Origin of the sequence: Stenotrophomonas sp. S41 (assembly GCF_016624625.1) — a bacterium.
Classification (GTDB): domain Bacteria; phylum Pseudomonadota; class Gammaproteobacteria; order Xanthomonadales; family Xanthomonadaceae; genus Stenotrophomonas.
Window position 1 is genome coordinate 41,617 of record NZ_JACVTV010000010.1, and the last position, 17,859, is coordinate 59,475.

Here is a 17,859-nt window from a genome sequence, read left to right on the forward strand (position 1 = left end):
TGACCTGCTTCTGTAGAGTCGAGCCATGCTCGACTGCTCTTCGCCGATTGCCTGGTACAGAAGCAGTCGAGCATGGCTCGACTCTACACATCGGCGCGCTTACGCGCTGATGCCGTATTCCTTCAGCTTCTTGCGCAGCGTGGCGCGGTGGATGCCCAGCATCGCCGCGGCGCGGCTCTGGTTGCCTTCGCAGTGGTTGAGCACTTCCACGAACAGCGGAATCTCCATCTCGCGCAGCACGATCTCGTAGACATCGTCCGCGTCGCAGCCATCGAGGTCACGCAGGTAGCGGCGCACGGACTGGGCGACGTGTTCACGCAGCGGTGGCCGGGCAGCGCCACGACTGTTGTCAGGACGAGAAAGGACAGCGTTCAAGGGGGGTTCCCGATTCGGTGGCCCGTGCGCGCGGAGCGCGCGGCCGGACGAGGTGGTGGCGGCCAGTCTAGCGCGAGCGTGCCCGACCTGCCACGGCTGGACGCCTTCGTCCCGCTCAGAGGAACTCGAAGGTGAATGCGACCGTGGAGGCCGCAGGCTCCTGTACGCGGAAGGCGATGCGTGCGCTCTGCCCCGGTTCCAGCAGGGCCGCACCGGGGTTCTCGCCCAGGTACTGCGCGGGCGGGAACACACCGGTGCCGATCACCCGGCCATCGGCATCGGCCAGTGACAGGCGCAGGTCGGGCCATGCCTGCGCCCAGCGCGCATCGTTGCGGATGCTGGCCTGGACCTGCAGTACACCGGCCTGCCCGGGCAGCGGGCGGATCTCGCGGCTGGTCATGGTCAATGCGGTCGGTTCGCGCCACGCCGGCAGGCTGCAGCGCAGGACACCGCACAGCGCACTGACCCACGGGCGGTGGCCGGCATCGGCGGCCAATCGCGTTCTGTCGGCCAGCACGCTCTGCAGCACCAGCAGCAATGCCAGCACGGCTACCAGGGCCCAATGCCAGCGCGGCGTCGGCAGGGCACGCGGGCGGGCGCCGAGGAAACTGGGCGCATCGCTGGCCGGTGCGGCCGACGCGGGCGCGTCGATGCGGGAGGACGTTTCGATGACAGTGTCATCGGACTGTCGCGTCTGCGGCGGTGGCGCTGTGTCGACCACCGGTTCGGCCGGCCGTTGCAACGGCGCCGTCTGATCGACAGCGGCATCCGTCGTGTCGTCAGCGGGTTGCTGCGCCTGCCCGATGTCGGGCGGCGCATCGGTTCCCGGCGCGGAACGCAGGAAGGTGGCAAGCGGACGACGCGGCGGGTTCGGCTCGGACATGCTCAGGGCGCGGGCTCGGATCCAGCGGTCATTCAACCACGATCAGGCGCGGCGTACGCCGGTGATGCGCATCCAGTCGCCGTCCTGGGTGGCCTGCAGGTCGTCGAACCATGCCGCGTAACGCTGCAGCAGTTCGCCTTCCTGGCCATGCAGGATGCCCGACAGGGCGATGCGGCCACCGGCAGCGACGCGTGCGGCCAGCAGTTCGGCCAGTGCATCGAGTGCCGAGGCGAGGATGTTGGCGACCACGATCGGGTAGGTGGCCACCGGTTCGTCCTGCGGCAGGTACACGTGCATGCGGGCCTGCTCGCCATTGCGCTCGGCGTTGTCGGCGGTGGCGATCAGGGCCTGCGGATCGTTGTCCACGCCGATCGCTTCGCCGGCACCCAGCTTCAGCGCCGCCAGGGCGAGGATGCCCGAGCCACAGCCGAAGTCGAGCACGCGCTGACCCTGCAGCAGGCCATCCACGGCCAGCTGGTCCAGCCAGCGCAGGCACAGCGCGGTGGTCGGGTGGGTGCCCGAGCCGAATGCCAGGCCCGGGTCCAGGCGGACCACGGCGGCGTCGGCGGCCTGCGCCGCCTCCGGCAGTTCATGGTTCCACGGCACGATCCAGGTGCGGCTGCCGAAATCCATCGGCTGGAACTGGTCCAGCCAGGCGCGTTCCCAGTCTTCGTCCTCGACCGCGCGGAAGCTGCCGCCGGTCCAGTCCAGCTCCGGGTCGAACGCTTCCAGCGCCGCCAGCAGCAACAGCGCGTTGCTGTCGGCCGGGAACAGCGCGCTCAGCACCAGGGTGTCCCACAGCGGGGTTTCGCCCACGCCCGGCTCGAGGATGGCCTGTTCGTTGCTGGTGTCGGCCTCGGCATCGAGCAGGGTGACTGCCAGCGCGCCCACGTCCTCCAGCGCGTTCTCATAGCGGGGCTGGGTGGCTTCGGTGCAGCGCAGGGTCAGTTCCAGGAACGGCATGGCGGTGGGGGGCAATCGCGGGAAAGGGGGCCATGCTAGACCATCCGGCCGTCTCCGTATCCCCTGAGATGCCGGCCGGGGCTGAACGAGGCTGATTCAGACAGGCCTCCCGGGCCTTGCTAAACTTGGCGCTTTCCTGCCCGACGTGCCGTAACCGACCGCCGATGGCTCTCGCCCCGACCCTGAAAACCTGGTTGCTCGTGCTGCCGGCCGTGGCCGTGCTGGGCGTGGCCGGTTATCGGGCCAGTGGCCATGGCCACGCTGCGCAGGTCGATGTGGGCGCGCCGGTGGCGGTGTCCGCCGCCAGCGTGCAGGACGCGCTGGAACCGGTGATGCCTGAAGCGCTGGCCCGCCGCCTGGCTGGCTTCGAGCGCGGCAGCGCGCTGCCTTCGGGCCTGCCGCTGGACATCCGCGCCGACATCGAAGGCGAGACCGATCTGTTCGCCTACGCGCAGCGCCTGAAGGCGCAGGCCGAGCAGGGCAATCATGAAGCGCGGTGGATGCTCAGCCGGGTCTACGACTACTGCGCGCAGTACGCGGTCGATCCCGGTGGCTACCGCCTGGACAACAACGTGCTGGCCGGCCTCGGCCTGAGCGCGGCGCCGGCGATGGTGCAGGCGCGCGAGCGCGTGGCGCAGCGCTGCGGTGGCTTCGTGCCGGGCGACAAGCTGGGCCCTTCGCTGGTGTTCAACGAACGCCGGCGTGCCGCCCTGCAGGGCAACCTGGCCGCCGAAGCCGCGCTGTTCGCCGAGGGCGAGCCGCTGCACAGCAATGACCAGTACCGCCGCGATCTGGTGGAGCGCGTACGTACCTCGCGCGACCCGGAGGCCTACATGGCCCTGGCGCCGGGCATGGGCGTGCGCGCTGCTGGCGACAAGGCGCTGGCCAACATGGTGGCCGGCGAGCAGCTCAGTGAGATGGCGTGGCGGGTGGCTGCCTGCCAGCTCGGTCTACCGTGTGGGGCCGACAGCGTGCTGATGAACAGTTACTGCGCGAATGGAGGGATCTGTTCGCAGGATGGTACGCAGGATTTCCAGGATTTCGTGTATGACGCTGCTGTATCGCGGCAAGGTGCGGGGAAGATGAACGAATGGATCAAGCAATTGATTGGAAAGAGGAACGGGCAATGAATTACCGTCGACTCCTGCACGGGGCCAAGTTCTGGTTCTGGGTGGCGTTGTTTGTCGCGTATTCGGCCGGCGCGGTTGGCCTGCTGATGATCGACACCTACGAGGATCGCTACCGGCACCTTTCCAAGGTTGAACTGACCTCGGTGAAGGCGCAGGAAGACGTGCGCCGCGCCGGTGCCAGCCAGGTGGCTGCGGTGTACCGCGCGCAGAGTGGCGCGCCGTTTGCCTCGCTGCCGGCCGGCAGCACCTTCCAGGTGGTCTGGCCCGATGGCTCGACCGAAACCATGGTGATCGTCGATCCGACCTCGCCCAACGGCGTGCGCCCGCTGGCCGAAACGCAGATTCCGGCCGAAGTCGCTGACAAGCGCTGACGCGTGCCCGGTAGCGCCGGGCCATGCCCGGCGGTGTTGCGTGCCGATGCCACATTGCAGGTCCGCCGGGTATGACCCGGCGCTACCGAAAACGCTACAGGAAACAGGCAACAGAAAAGGGCGGGGAAATCCCCGCCCTTTTCGTGTCCAGCCGCTGGCGCTGATCAGGTCAGTGCGATCGGCTTGTTCTTGCGTTCGGCCAGGCGCTTTTCCAGGTAGTGGATGTTCTGCCCACCGGCCTGGAAGCCCTTGTCGCGCATGATGCGCTGCTGCAGGGCCACGTTGGTCTTGATGCCGTCCACCACCATCTCGCTCAGCGCCACGCGCATGCGGGCGATGGCGGTCTCGCGGTCCGGGCCGTGCACGATCAGCTTGCCGATCATCGAGTCGTAGTTCGACGGCACGCGGTAGCCACTGTAGATGTGGGTGTCCACGCGCACGCCGGGGCCGCCCGGCGGATGGAAGCCGGTGATGGTGCCCGGGCTCGGCACGAAGGTTTCAGCATCTTCGGCGTTGATGCGGCACTCGATGGCATGGCCGCTGAGCACCACGTCGCTCTGCTTGATCGACAGCTTCTGGCCGGCGGCGATCTTCAGCTGCTCGGCCACCAGGTCGATGCCGGTGACCATTTCGGTGACCGGATGCTCCACCTGGATGCGGGTGTTCATTTCGATGAAGTAGAAGCGGCCGTCTTCGTACAGGAACTCGAAGGTGCCGGCGCCGCGGTAGCCGATGCGCACGCAGGCTTCGGTGCAGACCTTGCCGATCTCATCGCGCTGTTCGGCGCTGATGCCCGGTGCCGGTGCTTCTTCCACCACCTTCTGGTGGCGGCGCTGCATCGAGCAGTCGCGCTCACCCAGGTGGATGGCGTTGCCCTGGCCGTCGGCCAGCACCTGGATCTCCACGTGGCGCGGGTTCTCCAGGAACTTCTCCATGTAGACCTCGCCATTGCCGAACGCAGCCTTGGCCTCGCTCTTGGTGGTTTCGATCGAGGTCTTCAGCGAGGCTTCGGCGTGCACCACGCGCATGCCGCGGCCACCGCCGCCGCCCGCCGCCTTGATGATGACCGGGTAGCCGATCTCACGGGCGATCTTGGTGTTGGCAACGATGTCCTCGCCCAGCGGGCCGCCCGAGCCGGGCACGCACGGCACGCCGGCGGACTTCATCGCGCGGATGGCTTCGACCTTGTCACCCATCATGCGGATGGTGTCGGCCTTGGGGCCGATGAAGATGAAGCCGGACTCCTCCACGCGCTCGGCGAAGTCGGCGTTCTCCGACAGGAAGCCGTAGCCCGGGTGGATGGCCTGGGCGTCGGTGACTTCGGCCGCGGCGATCAGCGCCGGGATGTTGAGGTAGCTCTGCGGCGACGGTGCCGGGCCGATGCAGACCGACTCGTCGGCCATGGCCACGTGCTTGAGGTTGCGGTCGACCGTGGAGTGCACGGCCACCGTGCGGATGCCCAGGGTGTGGCACGCGCGCAGGATGCGCAGCGCGATCTCCCCTCGGTTGGCAATGACGACTTTGTCGAGCATGGCGTGCCCCTCAGCCGATCACGAACAGCGGCTGGTCGAACTCCACCGGCTGGCCGTTCTCGCCCAGGATGGCGACGATGGTGCCGGACTTGTCGGCTTCGATCGGGTTGAACATCTTCATCGCTTCGATGATGGCCAGGGTCTCGCCTTCCTTGACCTGCTGGCCAACGGCGACGAAGGCCGGCTTGTCCGGAGCGGCCGAGGCGTAGAAGGTGCCGACCATCGGCGAACGCAGCACGTGGCCTTCCGGCAGGGCCGGGCCCGGCTTGGCGGTGCCGCCGGTGGAGGCTTCGGTCGGCGACTGCATCGGCATGGCCTGCGCAGCCGGGGCAGCCGGAGCGGCGTACACCGGGGCCGGCATCGGTGCGGCATAGCCGGCCACCGGGGCGCGCGACAGGCGCACGGACTCTTCGCCTTCCTTGATTTCGATTTCAGCCAGGTTCGACTCTTCCAGCAGGTCGATCAGCTTCTTGATTTTGCGCAGATCCATGAGGGCCTCTTTGGTTTCTATCTAGGTGAGGTAGAGCGCCGGCTGGCGCCCGGGTCGACAATCAGGTGGCGGACACCCGCAGCAGCGCCGCGTCCATCGCGTAGCGGTAGCTGTCGGCGCCGAAGCCACACACCACGCCCACCGCCTTGTCGCTGAAATAGCTGTGCTGGCGGAACGGTTCGCGGGTGTGCGGGTTGGACAGGTGGATCTCGATGAACGGCACGGCCACCGCCGCCAGCGCATCGCGCAGGGCGACCGAGGTGTGGGTGAAGGCGGCCGGGTTGATCAGGATGAACGTGGTACCGTCGGAGCGCGCGGCCTGCACGCGGTCCACCAGCACGTGTTCGGCGTTGGACTGCAGGCTTTCCAGCGCATGCCCGGCCGCAGCGGCCTGGGCGGCCAGCGCCTGGTCGATGTCGGCCAGCGTGGTGTGCCCATAGACCTCCGGCTCGCGGGTGCCGAGCAGGTTGAGGTTGGGGCCATGCAGGACCAGCAGCTTCGCCATGGAATCCGATCAACAGGAAAGGGCGGCAGTCTGGCGGAACCTGTGGATGCTGTCCAGTTCGGCGAAATTGCAGGTGTTTAAAGCAATCGTTTGAAAATCGTGGAAGCGCTTGCGGCCGTATGGGTGGCGCCGGATCAAGGCCCGCTGAACGCCATGGCGGCGGGGATGCCCGCACAAAGGCCGACGATGGCGTAGATCCACGCTCGCCCGTGCCCGGTAGTTCCACACCATGCGTGGATGACCACGTCCGCGCCCGGTAGATCCACGCCATGCGTGGATGGCCGCCGCCGGACTCAGGTCTCCAGCGGCACCGTCGGCACCACGTTCGGGAACACCTCTTCCAGCGCCTCGGTCTCGCCGGGTTTCGGCGCCGGCCAGTTGTAGGCGTTCACCGGCTGCGCGCGGTTCACCCACAGCGCGTAATACAGATGGTCGGCACGGCCATCGCCGGTATTGGGGTGGATGAGGATGGTCAGGCCCAGGCTGTTGAGCTGCAGCCACGGCACCAGCACCGGCAGCAGGTCGTTGCTGAAGCCGAAATAGAACGAGGGCGTGACATGCGGGCCGCGCGGTTCCAGGTTCCAGTTGCCCAGTTCCACCGGGAAGCGCTCGGCCGCCCAGCGCCGCAGCAGGGCGGCCTTCTGGTAGCTGTCTTCGTCGAAATAGATGTGTGCGTGGTAGCTCTTGATATCGGTATAGGCACGCGGCCGGCTGGGCAGCGGCGACTCGCCCGGACGCACGCTGGCCGGGCGCGGTGTCGCTTCGGCGGCCGTGTCCTGGCCCCAGGGGCTGTGGCCCTGCGCCGGCGGCGGCACGATCGGGCGGAAGCCGGGGCGGCCGGGTTCGGTGGTGTTGGGCGCGGCGCTGGCCGTGCTCGCAGCGGCCAGCCCGCCCATCGCCACGCCCGCCGAGGCGATCAGGCGCCGGCGTACGGGTGAAAGCAGGTCGGCCCATCCGGCGTCTTCGGCCGCGTCAAAGGGTGGGGCAGGGGTATGCGGCGGCATGGCCAGCGTCCTGGTGGCGGAGCCGCCACGCTCGGCGATGGTGGCCGCGCCGTCCAATAAGCAGCAGGCATCAGGTGATGCCGCGCATCTTCCGGGCGTCGCCGCGATGCGCTACAACGTGCGACTGCACAACGGACGTGGCCCATCAATGAAGTGGCGTGAACCCTGGCTGCTGGGACTGCGGCACCAACCGCGATTCAACCCTTTCCAGTGGCAGGTACTGAAAAGCGCGCTGGTGTGCAGCGGAATTTTCGCTGTCCTCGGGGTGCTGACGGTGCTCACCCGGGAACGCAGTGCGAGTGATATCGCCCTGTCGCTGGCGATCTGCGTCGGCATGGGGCCCGCAATCGCGTTGCTGACCTACATCTTTTACTGGCTCAGTCCGCGCAAGGTCGATCACGGACCAAATGGCATCGTCATCATCAAGGGCGAGAGCATTCTGCTCCTGCCATGGCAGGCCATTGCCAGCTACGGTTTCGTCACGGTGGAGGGCGAAGGCGCACTGAGCCTGCGCGATCATGCCGGCGTCGATCATCGGGTGTTCCTGTCCGACCGGATAAACCGCACGGTGATCGAGCGGACGCTGCGCGAGCACACCGGCCTGGCCCCGGGTCTCCCACGTTGAGTCGTGCCCGCGGCCGGGCTAGGGTGGCCGGGCCATGCACCGGACCTTCGCCATGACCGCTGTTGACACCGAGACCGCCCGCCGCCGCGCTGCCTTCCGCCAACTGCACGCCCAGGGCTGCTTCGTGCTGCCCAACCCGTGGGACGTGGGCAGTGCGCGCTACCTGCAGCGGCAGGGCTTCCAGGCGCTGGCCACCACCAGTGCCGGCTGCGCGTGGAGCGAGGGCCGGCCCGATGGTGCCGTTTCGCTGGAAGCCACGCTGGAACACCTGCGGCTGATGGCGGGTGCGACGTCGCTGCCGTTGAACGCGGACTTCGGTGATGGTTTCGGCGCGACGCCAGACGAGGTCGGCGCAGCGGTCACCGCCGCCTTGGAAACCGGCATCGCCGCGCTGTCCATCGAAGATGCCAGCGGCGTGGCGGGGGCGCCGCTGCGGCCGCTGGAGGAGGCCGTGCAGCGCCTGGCGGCTGCGCGTGCGGCCATCGACCGTGCCGGTGCCGACGTCCTGCTGGTGGGGCGTGCGGAGAACTTCTTCGTCGGCGTGCCCGATCTGGAAGACACCCTGCAGCGGCTGCACGCCTATGCCGCCGCCGGCGCCGACGTGCTGTACGCACCGGGCATCACCACGCGCGAGCAGATCGCGGCGGTGGTTGCGGCCGCAGGACCGAAGCCGGTGAACCTGCTGGTCGGTGGGCCCACGCCGCTCACCTTGCAGGAGATCGCCGCGCTGGGCGTGCGCCGGGTCAGCCTGGGCGGGGCCCTGGCGCGCGCGGCATGGGGCGGGCTGATGCACGCCACGGATCCGATCCTGCGCGACGGCCGTTTCGATGGCCTGCAGCAGGCCGCCGCGGGCGCGGCACTGAACGACCTGTTCCGCTGAGGCCATGGACAACGTCACCGCCTACGCGGCGCTGGTGAGGGAGATGGAGGCGCTGCGCCAGGCGCCGGGGCTGCTGGCCCGCGTCGACGGTCCGGCGCTTGTACGCGTGCTGGAGCGCGACGAGGGACCGCTGGAGCTGGAGATCCTCGTGCGCTGGCAGGATGCCGGACACACGGCGCTGCGGCTGGAGGGCCACGCGCGGGGCGCCAGCACGTGGAGCCACCAGCACCTGCAGGAAACCCTGGTCGTGCGACTGCAGGACCTGGAATAGATCCACGCCATGCGTGGATGGGGTCGGAGCCGTTCGTTGCACGAAGGGATCCGACCCCGTTACTTCCTCAGAACCGCGCGGTCAGGCCGACGAAGAACGTACGCGCGCCGCCGTCGTAGTTGTTGCCTTCCTCGATCGTGGACACGTCGCCCAGGTTCTGCACGCCCGCGCGCAGGGTCAGGTTTTCGTTCACGTCATAGCCGGTCACCAGATCCACCGTGGTGTAGGCCTTGGCGAACGTCGCGCTGGTGGAGGACACCAGCTGCTTGCCGATGTGCTGTGCGCTCAGGTTCAGCGACCAGGCATCGGTCACGTCCCAGTTCAACGAGGTGTTGCCGGTGATCTTCGGCACCACCAGCAGGCTGGCGCCGGTGGTGCGGTTCTTCGATTCCAGCATGCGCGTGGCGTTGGTGGTCCAGCTGACACGCTCGTGCAGCGGCACGGTCACGCTGGCTTCGATGCCACGCGTGCGGGCCTTCTGCACGTTCTGCGCCACGGTCCACCAGAAGCCGTTGACGAAGCTGGTGGTCTGGCCGGAGATCTCGCGCAGCGGAACCTGCTGGATCTTGTCGTCGAAGTCGGTCAGGAAGTAGGTCGCCGATGCGGACCAGCCGTTCTTGTCGTAGCCCAGTCCCAGCTCGTAGTTGGTGCTGGTTTCCGGTTTCAGGTTCGGGTTGCCGGCCATGTAGCAGCCGGTGGTGCCATCGGCGCTCACCGAGCGGCTGGTCCAGCCTTCGGCGGTCAGTGCCGTGCAGCCGTTGCCGCCGGACTGGGTCGCCGCACCGGCCGTACCCTGCTTCAGGTTCGGCGCCTTGAAGCCCTGCGACACGCCACCGCGCACGGTCCATGCATCGCCCGGATGCCACACGCCGTAGATGCGCGGGCTGATGTTGTCATCGTAGTTGTCGGTGTTGTCCCAGCGCAGGCCCACGGTCAGCACGAAGCGCTCGTGCAGGGTGATGTGGTCCTCGGCGAACAGCGCCCACGAATCGGCTTCGCTCACCGGACTGATGCGGCCGCTGCCGGTCCAGGTCACCGGCACGGTGCCGATCGTGTCCGGGTTCTCCAGCTCCTCGCGCTTCCATTGCGCACCCACGTTGAGGGTCTGCTCGAAGCCCCAGTGGAAGCCGTGGGTAAAGGCGGTGTCGAACACCGTCTCCTTGGAGTGGGTGCCCAGCACGCTGCCCTTGTCCTTGTAGTCGTTCTGCACCAGCGTGCTCTTGGACGTGGTGCTGTCGCCGTAGCGGCCGTCGTGGCTGACGACATATCCGGTCTGCACCAGCTTGGACAGGCCCCAGGCATACACATCACCGGCACCGGTGTTGCGCTGTTCGCCGCGCGAACCTTCCAGGGTCAGCGCGTGATCGTCGTTGAGGCGCCAGTGGAACTGCAGGTTGGCGTTCTGCGCCTTGTTGCCGGGCGTCTGCCGCGCACCGGTATCGGACTTGTGGTCGGTGACGTTGGCACCGATGCGCACGCCCAGGTTCTCGGTCAGCGGGCCACTGAACAGCGCGCCCATCTGCGTGGTGTCACCGCGCGTGTCCGAGTCGGGCATGCTGTGGTTGAGGGTGACCGAGCCGCCCCAGTGGTCGCTGATCTTGCGGGTGATGATGTTGATCACGCCACCCATCGCATCCGAGCCGTACAGCGAGGACATCGGGCCGCGCACCACTTCGATGCGCTCGATCATGTCCGGCGACAGCCAGTTCAGATCCTGCGGACCGAGGTCGTCGCGGTAGTTCACGCCGGAGGAATTGCCCTGGCGGCGGCCGTCGATGAGGATCAGCGTGTACTGCTCGGGCAGGCCGCGCAGGCGGATCTTCGACTGCGCGCCGGACAGTGCATAGCCGCCGGTCACGCCCGGCACGGTGCTCAGCAGCTGGCCGATGCTGGTGACCGGCTTGCGCTCGATCTCCTCGCGGGTGATGACGCTGATGCTGGCCGGCGCATCCTTGATCCACTGCTGGGCGCCGGTGGCGGTGACCACCACGGTGTCCATCTGCTTGGCCGACGAAGCGTCGGCAGCGGCATCAGCGTGGGCGGTGCTGGCCAGCGCAAAACCAATTGCGGCGGTCAGGGCGGCAACGGAACGACGGGATTTCAGAACGGCATGCGACATCGCGCAGTACTCCTGTTGAGGGTCCACTGGCGATGGCTGGGACGTCCGTGTGTGGGGGTTTCAGAATTCCTTAACAATCGTATCACGAATCATTCGCATTTGACGTTTGGTGACATATCGATGTCCGCTTGGGCGGCAGCCCAGGGAGAGCCAGCGCGCCGAAATCAGCGTCCTGCGGGGTGTACTGGTGGAATTTCTGCCGCTAGTTACCATTGGTAACTAATCAATCCGCGGGTCTTTCCCCATGCACAGCCTCATCGTCGTCGCCCATCCCGATTCCGCTTCGCTTACCCATGCCGTTGCCGCGCGCATCGGACAGTCCATCACCGATGCCGATGCGCGCAATAGCGTGACCCTCGCCGACCTCGCCGCCGAGGGTTTTGATCCCCGCTTCAACGCCGCCGATATCGGCCTGTTCAAGCAGGGCGCGGCGGTGCCGGCCGACGTGGCCGCCGAACATGCGCGGCTGGATGCCGCCGACACGCTGGTGCTGGTGTATCCGCTGTACTGGTGGTCGTTCCCCGCGCTGCTGAAGGGCTGGATCGACCGGGTGTTCACCCAGGGCTGGGCCTACGCCGACGGTGCCGACGGCAAGGTGGAAAAGAAACTGCAGCGGCTGCAGGTGCACCTGGTCGGCATTGGCGGTGCGGGCGCGGAGATGATCGAACGCCGCGGTTACGGTGCGGCAATGAAGACACAGATCGACATGGGCATCTTCGATTACTGCGGTGCCACCGTGCACTCGTCCACGCTGCTGCTGGATGCCGACAGCGGCCAGGCCGCGGCGCATCTGCAGACCGCCACGGGCATCGGCCGTACCATAGGCACACCTGCCTGATGATGTAGAGCCGCTGCATGTCCACCGCCGCCACGCCCACCCGTCGCCGGATGTCACGCGAACAGCGTGGCCGCCAGCTGCTGGACGTGGCCTGGACACTGGTGGGCGGCGAGGGCACCGATGCCCTCAGCCTGGGACGCCTGGCCGAGGCGGCCGGCGTGACCAAGCCGGTGGCCTACGATCACTTCATCACCCGCAATGGCCTGCTGGCCGCGTTGTATGCGGACTACGACCAGCGCCAGACCGCCGTGTTCGATGCGCGCATCGGCGCGGCACCGGCGCGCCTGCACGAGCGTGCGCAGGCCATCGCGTCGGGCTACATCGACTGCGTGCTGTCGCAGGGCAGCGACATCCAGGCGATCCTCGCCGCGTTGGCCGGTTCGCCCGAGCTGCGCGACGTGCGCCACCGGTACCAGCAGGACTTCGTCGAGCAGTGTGCGCAGTGGCTGGGCCCGTTTGCCGCTGGCGGCGATGTGCCCGTGGCCGGGCGCTGGGCGATCCTTGGCGCCGCCGAAGCACTGTCCGAGGCGGTGGCTGCCGGCGCACTGCTGCAGCCGGATGCGGAAGCGGAACTGCAACGGCTGATCGTCGAAACCGTCAGCCGCGCGCGCTGATCGCCGCGTCGCGCTGCAGCTGCGCGAAACCGTCCTGCAGGCATTGCTGCACCCACGCGTTGCGCGCTTCCCGCGTGGGCGCGCCGAGGGTGACGTTGATCAGCCGGTGCGTTGCCTCTTCGCTGTCGCGGCACGCGGTCGCCGCCAGGCAGAAGCCCGCCGCGCGGGTATAGCCGGTCTTCAGCCCATCGATGCCATCCGAGCCCAGCAGCGTGTTCTGGTTGTCCTTGCAGAACGTGCCGTGGCTGAAGTGGCGCTGCGCGGTGATGGCCAGCACCTGCGGATGATCGGCCAGCAGTCGCGCGGCAAGCATCGCCATGTCATGCGCGGTCGATACATGGCCCGGCGTGGTGATGCCCGAGACCGAGACGAAGTGCGTATCGCGCAGGCCCATGCGCGCGGCGGTGTCATTCATGCGCTGCACGTAGGCAGCCTCCGAACCTTCCAGGTGGCGGGCCAGCGCCAACGCGGCATCGTTGCCGGAGACGATCATCAGGCCTTCCAGCAGGTGGCCCAGGGTGACGGTCTCGCCCGGCACCAGGCCCATCCGCGTTTCATCGGCGGCCACCGTGTGCACGTCATGCGCATCGATCACGGTGCTGTCCGTCCACGCATGACCCTCGCGCGCGATGGCCTCATAGGCCACATGCGCGGTCATCAGCTTGGTCAGCGAGGCGGGCGCGCGCGGCAGCCTGGCCTCGTGCTGCTGCAGGGTGTGCAGCGTGGCCGCATCCACGGTGATCGAAGAAAGTGCCGGTATCGGCGAAGCAGGCAGTGACATCATCAACACGATAACGCGCAGCACGCAGGGCGAAAAGCCGCACGAATCTGCAACATTGCAATGATATAACGTGCCGCTGTTGGCGGTGTCGCCGCCTTTCGTACTGCAGGAATCTCCATGACCCGACCCCTCGCGCGACGCTGGCTGTGCCCGTCGATCCTGGCGGCGCTTGCCGCGCTCACTGCCTGTCAGCCGACGACGCGCCCCGATGCGCAGGCGGCCACCGCAACGACCGCCGAAGCGCGCCCGCACAACGTCATCGTGATGATCAACGACGGCGCCGGTTGGGGGACCTGGGATGCGGCGGCCTACTGGCAGTACGGCAGCCGCGAAGGCGCACCGTATGCGGATTTCCCGCAGCGCCTGGCCGTCACCACGTTCCCGCTCAACGCCAGTGGCCAGCCCACCCGCGATGATTCGCAGCGCATCGGCTACGACCCCATGCAGGCCTGGGACACCACCGAGGTGCCGGCGCCCGATCTGCCGTTCGTCGCTTACCAGTACCTGGCTGCAGTCGCCACCGACAGCGCCGCCGCGGGCACTGCGTTGGCGTCCGGCGTAAAGACCTACAACAACGCCATCAACTACAACAACGATGGCCAGCCGGTGGAGTTCAACACCCTGCGCGCCAAGGCGCTGGGCATGGCCACCGGCGTGGTCACCTCGGTGCCGTTCCCGCACGCCACGCCGGCGGCGTTCGCGGCGCAGAGCGAATCGCGCAACAGCTACCACCAGATCGCCCACCAGATGCTGGCCCAGGGCCACATGGATCTGGTGATGGGCACCGGCGGCCCCGGCTACAGCGTCGACGGCACGCCCTGCGTGGACGGCATGGACAAGGTCGCCGCCGAAGGCTGCCAGAGCCCGTGGGAATGGGTGTCGCAGCAGGATTGGCAGCAGCTGGAAGCGGGCACGCCGATTGCCGGCAACCCGTCCGGTGCGTGGCGCCTGATCCGCAGCAAGGATGAATTCGCCGCACTGGCCGATGGCCGCCTTCCGTCCGACCGCCCGCTGATCGGCGTGCCGCGCGTGGCCAACACCCTGCAGCAGGCGCGCCAGCTGCCGGTGGTCGGGCGCGATGCCGCGACGCCGTCGGGGGTGAAGAAGATCGACAGCGTGCCGGACTTGGCCACGATGACCCGCGGCGCGCTGCGCTTCCTGCAGCAGCGCTCGCCCAAGGGCCTGTTCCTGATGGTTGAAGGTGGCGCCACCGACTGGGCCGCGCACACCAGCGCCTGCGGTACCGAGTGGCACTACGGTGCCTGCACCGACCAGCCGCAGTATGGCCGCCTGATCGAAGAGACCGCCGAGTTCAACGATGCGGTGTCGGCAGTGGTGGCGTGGATCGAGCAGAACGGTGGCTGGGAACGCAACCTGCTGATCGTCACCACCGACCACGACAACAGCATGCCGATGGGCCCGGACGCGCAGAAGGTGGCCTTCGAGCCGGTGCGCAACAACGGCCGCGGGCAGATGCCGGGCATGAGCTTCCGCCCCACCGGCAACCACTCCAACGGCCTGGTGCCGCTGTGGGCCAAGGGTAACGGTGCCGAACTGCTGGGCCAGCGCGTGCGCGGCGTCGATGCCGGCTACCGCCAGCACGTGCGCTGGAACGACGGCAGCTACATCGACAACACCGACGTGGCCAAGGCCGTGCAGGACGCCCTGCAGCGCTGACCGCCCCCTGTAGAGCCGAGCCCACGCTCGGCTGCTTCTCTACCGATCCACCACGCAGGCCAGGAACCGCGGCAGCACTGGATTGCGGTTGTCCGCCTTCCAGAACACCACCTGCTGCACGCGCGGCGCGTCCTTCAGGCGAACGAAGGACACGCCGGGCATGCCCATGCGCTGCAGCGAGGCTGGCACCAGCGCGATGCCCAGCCCTTCGCCCACCAGGCTGACGATGCTCTGCTGAAGCTGCACTTCCAGCCGCACATCGGCCTGCAGGCCGGCGGCATGGAAGCTGGCTTCGATGGCCTCGCGCAGGGTCGGCACCACGTCGGCCGGCGCGGTGATCAGCGCCTCGCCGGCCAGAGCGGTGATATCGACGCTGCGGCGGCGCGCCAGGCGATGGTCGGCCGGCACCACCACGCACAGCGGTTCTTCCTGCAGCGGCAGCAGTTCCAGCCCGCGCAGCGACGCCGGCGCAAAGCCGATACCTGCATCCAGCGCACCCGAACGCACCCCGTCCAGCAGGGCCATCGGCAGCGCCTCGCGCAGGCGCAGCTGCACCTGTGGATGCGCGGCAATGAAGCGACGGGCCAGCGGCGGTACCGAGCTGTGCGCGGCATGCATCATGAAGCCCACCTGCAGCTCACCCAGCTCGCCCGCACCGACCTGGCGGGCAGCGTGGCAGGCCTGTTGCAGGGCGTTCATCACCCCGCGGGCGTCCTCCTGGAAGCGCTGGCCGGCCGCGGTCAGGCGCACGTGCCGCGAGTCGCGCTCCAGCAGCGCCACGCCCAGAGAGTCCTCCAGCGCGGCGATCTGCCGGCTCAGCGGCGGCTGGGTGACATTGAGGCGTTCGGCGGCCCGACCGAAGTGCAGGGTGTCAGCGACGGCCAGGAAGTAACGCAGCGGGCGGATGTCGATCATGCGCGAATGGTATCGCTGGTGCCCGTTAAAAGCATTGGAAGGTATTGATGATGGCGCGTAGCCTGCGCGGCATTCCCTCCCTTCGCGCCGCCCATGCTGTCCGTCCTGGCCATCGTCCTTCCCGTGTTCGCGCTGATCCTTGCCGGTTGGCTGGCCCGCCGCAGTGGTGCGCTGGGCCCGCATTCGACCAGTGAGCTGAACCGTTTCGTGGTGCAGCTGGCGCTGCCGGCGCTGCTGTTCGACGTGGTGGCCAATGCGCGCTGGCAGCAGCTCTGGCATCCGGGTTTCATCGCCAGCTTCGGCGGTGGCACCGCGCTGCTGTTTGCCGCCACGGTGTGGTGGCGTCGACGCCGCGGCCACGCGCTGGCCGATGCCAGCATCGACGGGCTCAACGCCGCCTATGCAAACACCGGCTTCGTCGGCTTTCCGCTGGCAGTGGCCGCGCTCGGGCAGTCGGCGTTGGCCCCGACGCTGGTCGCGACCCTGCTGACGGTGTGCGTGCTGTTCGCCGCAGCCATCGTGCTGATCGAGGTCGGCCTGCAGCGCGAGCAGCGCCTGCACCATCTGCTGGGCAAGGTGGCGCGCTCGCTGCTGCGCAATCCGCTGCTGCTGGCGCCGCTGGCCGGCGTGCTGCCGATGGCGCTGGGCCTGTCGATGCCGGCGCCGGCGGAAACCTTCCTGAAGCTGCTCGGCGGCGCGGCGGCCCCGTGTGCGCTGATCGCGCTGGGCCTTTTCCTCGGGGAGCGGCGCACGCCGGTGCCGGGTGCTGGGCGCAGCGCGGTGGTGCTGGGCGGCCTGAAGCTGCTGGTGCATCCCCTGCTGGTGTGGCTGCTCGCCACGCAGGTATTCGCGTTGCCGGCCGCGCTTGCGCACGCCGCGGTGCTGATGGCGGTGCTGCCCACCGGCACCGGTCCCTTCATGCTGGCCGAGTTCCACCGCCGCGAAGCATCGACCACGGCGGCCACGGTGCTGGGAACAACCCTGTTGTCCCTGCTGACGGTGACCGGCTACCTGGCGCTGCTGCAGCTGTAGAGCCGAGCCCATGCTCGGCTGCCTTGTGCCCTTTGTAGAGTCGAGCTTGCTCGACTGCTTCTCGGGCCTCAGTCGAGCAAGCTCGACTCTACAAAAGCAGATTCCCTCACCGCACCAGCGTCACCGCCTGCCCGGCCCGCGCGAACGCCTCCCCCAGCAACGGCCCCTGCTTGATCGCCTCCACCTCGGCAAACAACGCCTGCAGTGCATCCGCCGGGCGCGCGGCCGGGGCGGCCACCGCCTGCTGGATCGCGGTGAAGCGATCGGCCAGCACCCGATGCCCGGGATGTGCCTGCGTCCAGGCCTGCAGCGGTTGCCGCACACCGGCCGCTGCATCCAGCTTCTGCTGGTCGAACAGATCGATCGCCGCCGCCGAGGTCTCCGCCCGTTCAATCCGCGCATGCTTCAGCTCGCGGCTCAGGTACAGGTCGTAGGCCGCGCCGCGACCCACCGCGATGCGCACGCCTTCGCGGTCGAGGTCGGCCACCGTTCGCGCCGGGCTGGCTTCGCGCACCAGGTAGGTGCCTTCGATCTCCACATAGGGCGCACTGAACGCGATCCGGTCGGCACGCGCCGGATCCACCGCCAGGAACGCCAGGTCCCAGCCATCGTCGGCGGCAGCGGCCACGACCGAGGCGGCCGCATCGTGGCAGGTGAAACGCGCCTGCACGCCCAGCCGCTGCGCCAGCGTCGTAGCCAGCTCCACGGACGGTCCGCGCGGCGAACGCGCATCGCCCTGGGCGAGCACCGGGTTGCCCAGATTGATCGCCACGCGCAGGTGACCGTGTGGAGCAAGCACGGCGCGATGGTCGGACAGCGGCATGGGGGGCACTCCGGGGAACACGGGGAACCCC

20 protein-coding genes are annotated in these 17,859 nt (G+C 68.3%); 9 read left to right on the plus strand and 11 right to left on the minus strand.

What is annotated here, in order from left to right:
- Positions 1–99: 99 nt before the first annotated feature.
- From fis to prmA, 3 genes are all read right to left on the minus strand, one after another.
- Positions 100–375: a DNA-binding transcriptional regulator Fis gene (fis, locus tag IAE56_RS04025; RefSeq protein ID WP_006397198.1), complete on the minus strand. Its 276-nt coding sequence runs from the start codon at positions 373–375 to the stop codon at positions 100–102.
- A 115-nt stretch (positions 376–490) separates the two neighbouring features.
- Positions 491–1,258 (minus strand): DUF3426 domain-containing protein, encoded by a 768-nt coding sequence (locus IAE56_RS04030; protein ID WP_200751562.1) that lies wholly within the window; start codon positions 1,256–1,258, stop codon positions 491–493.
- Positions 1,259–1,300: 42 nt separating this feature from the next.
- Positions 1,301–2,221: a 50S ribosomal protein L11 methyltransferase gene (gene prmA, locus IAE56_RS04035; protein WP_108770187.1), complete on the minus strand. Its 921-nt coding sequence runs from the start codon at positions 2,219–2,221 to the stop codon at positions 1,301–1,303.
- A 164-nt stretch (positions 2,222–2,385) separates the two neighbouring features.
- On the opposite strand from prmA, the gene IAE56_RS04040 reads away from it, so the two are divergent.
- Together IAE56_RS04040 and IAE56_RS04045 are read left to right on the plus strand one after the other, a co-directional pair.
- Positions 2,386–3,351, plus strand: coding sequence for a hypothetical protein (locus tag IAE56_RS04040; protein ID WP_200751563.1), 966 nt, complete (start codon positions 2,386–2,388; stop codon positions 3,349–3,351).
- Positions 3,348–3,722, plus strand: a complete 375-nt coding sequence (locus IAE56_RS04045) for a hypothetical protein (RefSeq protein ID WP_150452989.1) — start codon at positions 3,348–3,350, stop codon at positions 3,720–3,722. The genes IAE56_RS04040 and IAE56_RS04045 overlap by 4 nt, the downstream gene beginning before the upstream one ends.
- A 164-nt stretch (positions 3,723–3,886) precedes the next feature.
- Here IAE56_RS04045 and accC read toward each other — a convergent pair whose 3' ends face one another.
- The 4 genes from accC to IAE56_RS04065 all read right to left on the minus strand — a co-directional run bounded on the left by accC (position 3,887) and on the right by IAE56_RS04065 (position 7,253).
- Positions 3,887–5,254: an acetyl-CoA carboxylase biotin carboxylase subunit gene (gene accC, locus IAE56_RS04050; RefSeq protein WP_108770184.1), complete on the minus strand. Its 1,368-nt coding sequence runs from the start codon at positions 5,252–5,254 to the stop codon at positions 3,887–3,889.
- Between the two features lie 10 nt (positions 5,255–5,264).
- Entirely contained in the window at positions 5,265–5,744 is a 480-nt protein-coding gene (gene accB, locus IAE56_RS04055; protein WP_200751564.1) for an acetyl-CoA carboxylase biotin carboxyl carrier protein, read from the minus strand.
- A gap of 61 nt (positions 5,745–5,805) precedes the next feature.
- Entirely contained in the window at positions 5,806–6,249 is a 444-nt protein-coding gene (gene aroQ / locus IAE56_RS04060; protein WP_108770182.1) for a type II 3-dehydroquinate dehydratase, read from the minus strand.
- A gap of 293 nt (positions 6,250–6,542) precedes the next feature.
- Positions 6,543–7,253: a DOPA 4,5-dioxygenase family protein gene (locus IAE56_RS04065; protein WP_108770766.1), complete on the minus strand. Its 711-nt coding sequence runs from the start codon at positions 7,251–7,253 to the stop codon at positions 6,543–6,545.
- Here IAE56_RS04065 and IAE56_RS04070 point away from each other — a divergent pair.
- Genes IAE56_RS04070 through IAE56_RS04080 form a run of 3 tightly spaced genes read left to right on the plus strand, consistent with a single transcriptional unit; the run spans position 7,252 to position 9,029 of the window.
- The gene (locus tag IAE56_RS04070) at positions 7,252–7,878 is read left to right on the plus strand and encodes a hypothetical protein (protein ID WP_200751565.1); all 627 of its coding nucleotides are present in this window, start codon (positions 7,252–7,254) and stop codon (positions 7,876–7,878) included. The two genes, IAE56_RS04065 and IAE56_RS04070, sit on opposite strands and share 2 nt — an antisense overlap.
- 52 nt (positions 7,879–7,930) lie before the next feature.
- Positions 7,931–8,758, plus strand: a complete 828-nt coding sequence (locus IAE56_RS04075) for an isocitrate lyase/phosphoenolpyruvate mutase family protein (protein ID WP_200751566.1) — start codon at positions 7,931–7,933, stop codon at positions 8,756–8,758.
- 4 nt (positions 8,759–8,762) lie between these two features.
- Positions 8,763–9,029, plus strand: coding sequence for a hypothetical protein (locus tag IAE56_RS04080; RefSeq protein WP_200751567.1), 267 nt, complete (start codon positions 8,763–8,765; stop codon positions 9,027–9,029).
- Positions 9,030–9,096: 67 nt separating this feature from the next.
- Here the strand turns inward: IAE56_RS04080 and IAE56_RS04085 are convergent, their stop codons facing one another.
- Positions 9,097–11,148: a TonB-dependent receptor gene (locus IAE56_RS04085; RefSeq protein ID WP_200751568.1), complete on the minus strand. Its 2,052-nt coding sequence runs from the start codon at positions 11,146–11,148 to the stop codon at positions 9,097–9,099.
- 244 nt (positions 11,149–11,392) lie between these two features.
- Between IAE56_RS04085 and IAE56_RS04090 the strand changes: the two genes are divergently transcribed.
- Together IAE56_RS04090 and IAE56_RS04095 are read left to right on the plus strand one after the other, a co-directional pair.
- Positions 11,393–11,986 carry an NAD(P)H-dependent oxidoreductase gene (locus IAE56_RS04090; protein WP_200751569.1) on the plus strand — a complete coding sequence of 198 codons (594 nt, stop codon included), beginning with the start codon at positions 11,393–11,395 and terminating at the stop codon, positions 11,984–11,986.
- A gap of 50 nt (positions 11,987–12,036) precedes the next feature.
- Positions 12,037–12,600: a TetR/AcrR family transcriptional regulator gene (locus IAE56_RS04095; protein WP_200751582.1), complete on the plus strand. Its 564-nt coding sequence runs from the start codon at positions 12,037–12,039 to the stop codon at positions 12,598–12,600.
- Here the strand turns inward: IAE56_RS04095 and IAE56_RS04100 are convergent.
- Positions 12,584–13,381 carry a D-alanyl-D-alanine carboxypeptidase family protein gene (locus IAE56_RS04100; RefSeq protein ID WP_200751570.1) on the minus strand — a complete coding sequence of 266 codons (798 nt, stop codon included), beginning with the start codon at positions 13,379–13,381 and terminating at the stop codon, positions 12,584–12,586. The genes IAE56_RS04095 and IAE56_RS04100 overlap by 17 nt on opposite strands.
- A gap of 117 nt (positions 13,382–13,498) precedes the next feature.
- Between IAE56_RS04100 and IAE56_RS04105 the strand changes: the two genes are divergently transcribed.
- Positions 13,499–15,058, plus strand: coding sequence for an alkaline phosphatase (locus IAE56_RS04105; RefSeq protein ID WP_200751571.1), 1,560 nt, complete (start codon positions 13,499–13,501; stop codon positions 15,056–15,058).
- Between the two features lie 39 nt (positions 15,059–15,097).
- Here the strand turns inward: IAE56_RS04105 and IAE56_RS04110 are convergent, their stop codons facing one another.
- A complete protein-coding gene (locus tag IAE56_RS04110) occupies positions 15,098–15,973 on the minus strand; it encodes a LysR substrate-binding domain-containing protein (protein ID WP_164074821.1) in 876 nt (291 codons plus the stop codon).
- Between the two features lie 93 nt (positions 15,974–16,066).
- Between IAE56_RS04110 and IAE56_RS04115 the strand changes: the two genes are divergently transcribed.
- Positions 16,067–17,005 (plus strand): AEC family transporter, encoded by a 939-nt coding sequence (locus IAE56_RS04115; RefSeq protein WP_200751572.1) that lies wholly within the window; start codon positions 16,067–16,069, stop codon positions 17,003–17,005.
- Between the two features lie 106 nt (positions 17,006–17,111).
- Here IAE56_RS04115 and IAE56_RS04120 read toward each other — a convergent pair whose 3' ends face one another.
- Positions 17,112–17,828, minus strand: coding sequence for a transporter substrate-binding domain-containing protein (locus tag IAE56_RS04120; RefSeq protein ID WP_200751573.1), 717 nt, complete (start codon positions 17,826–17,828; stop codon positions 17,112–17,114).
- Positions 17,829–17,859 lie beyond the last annotated feature (31 nt).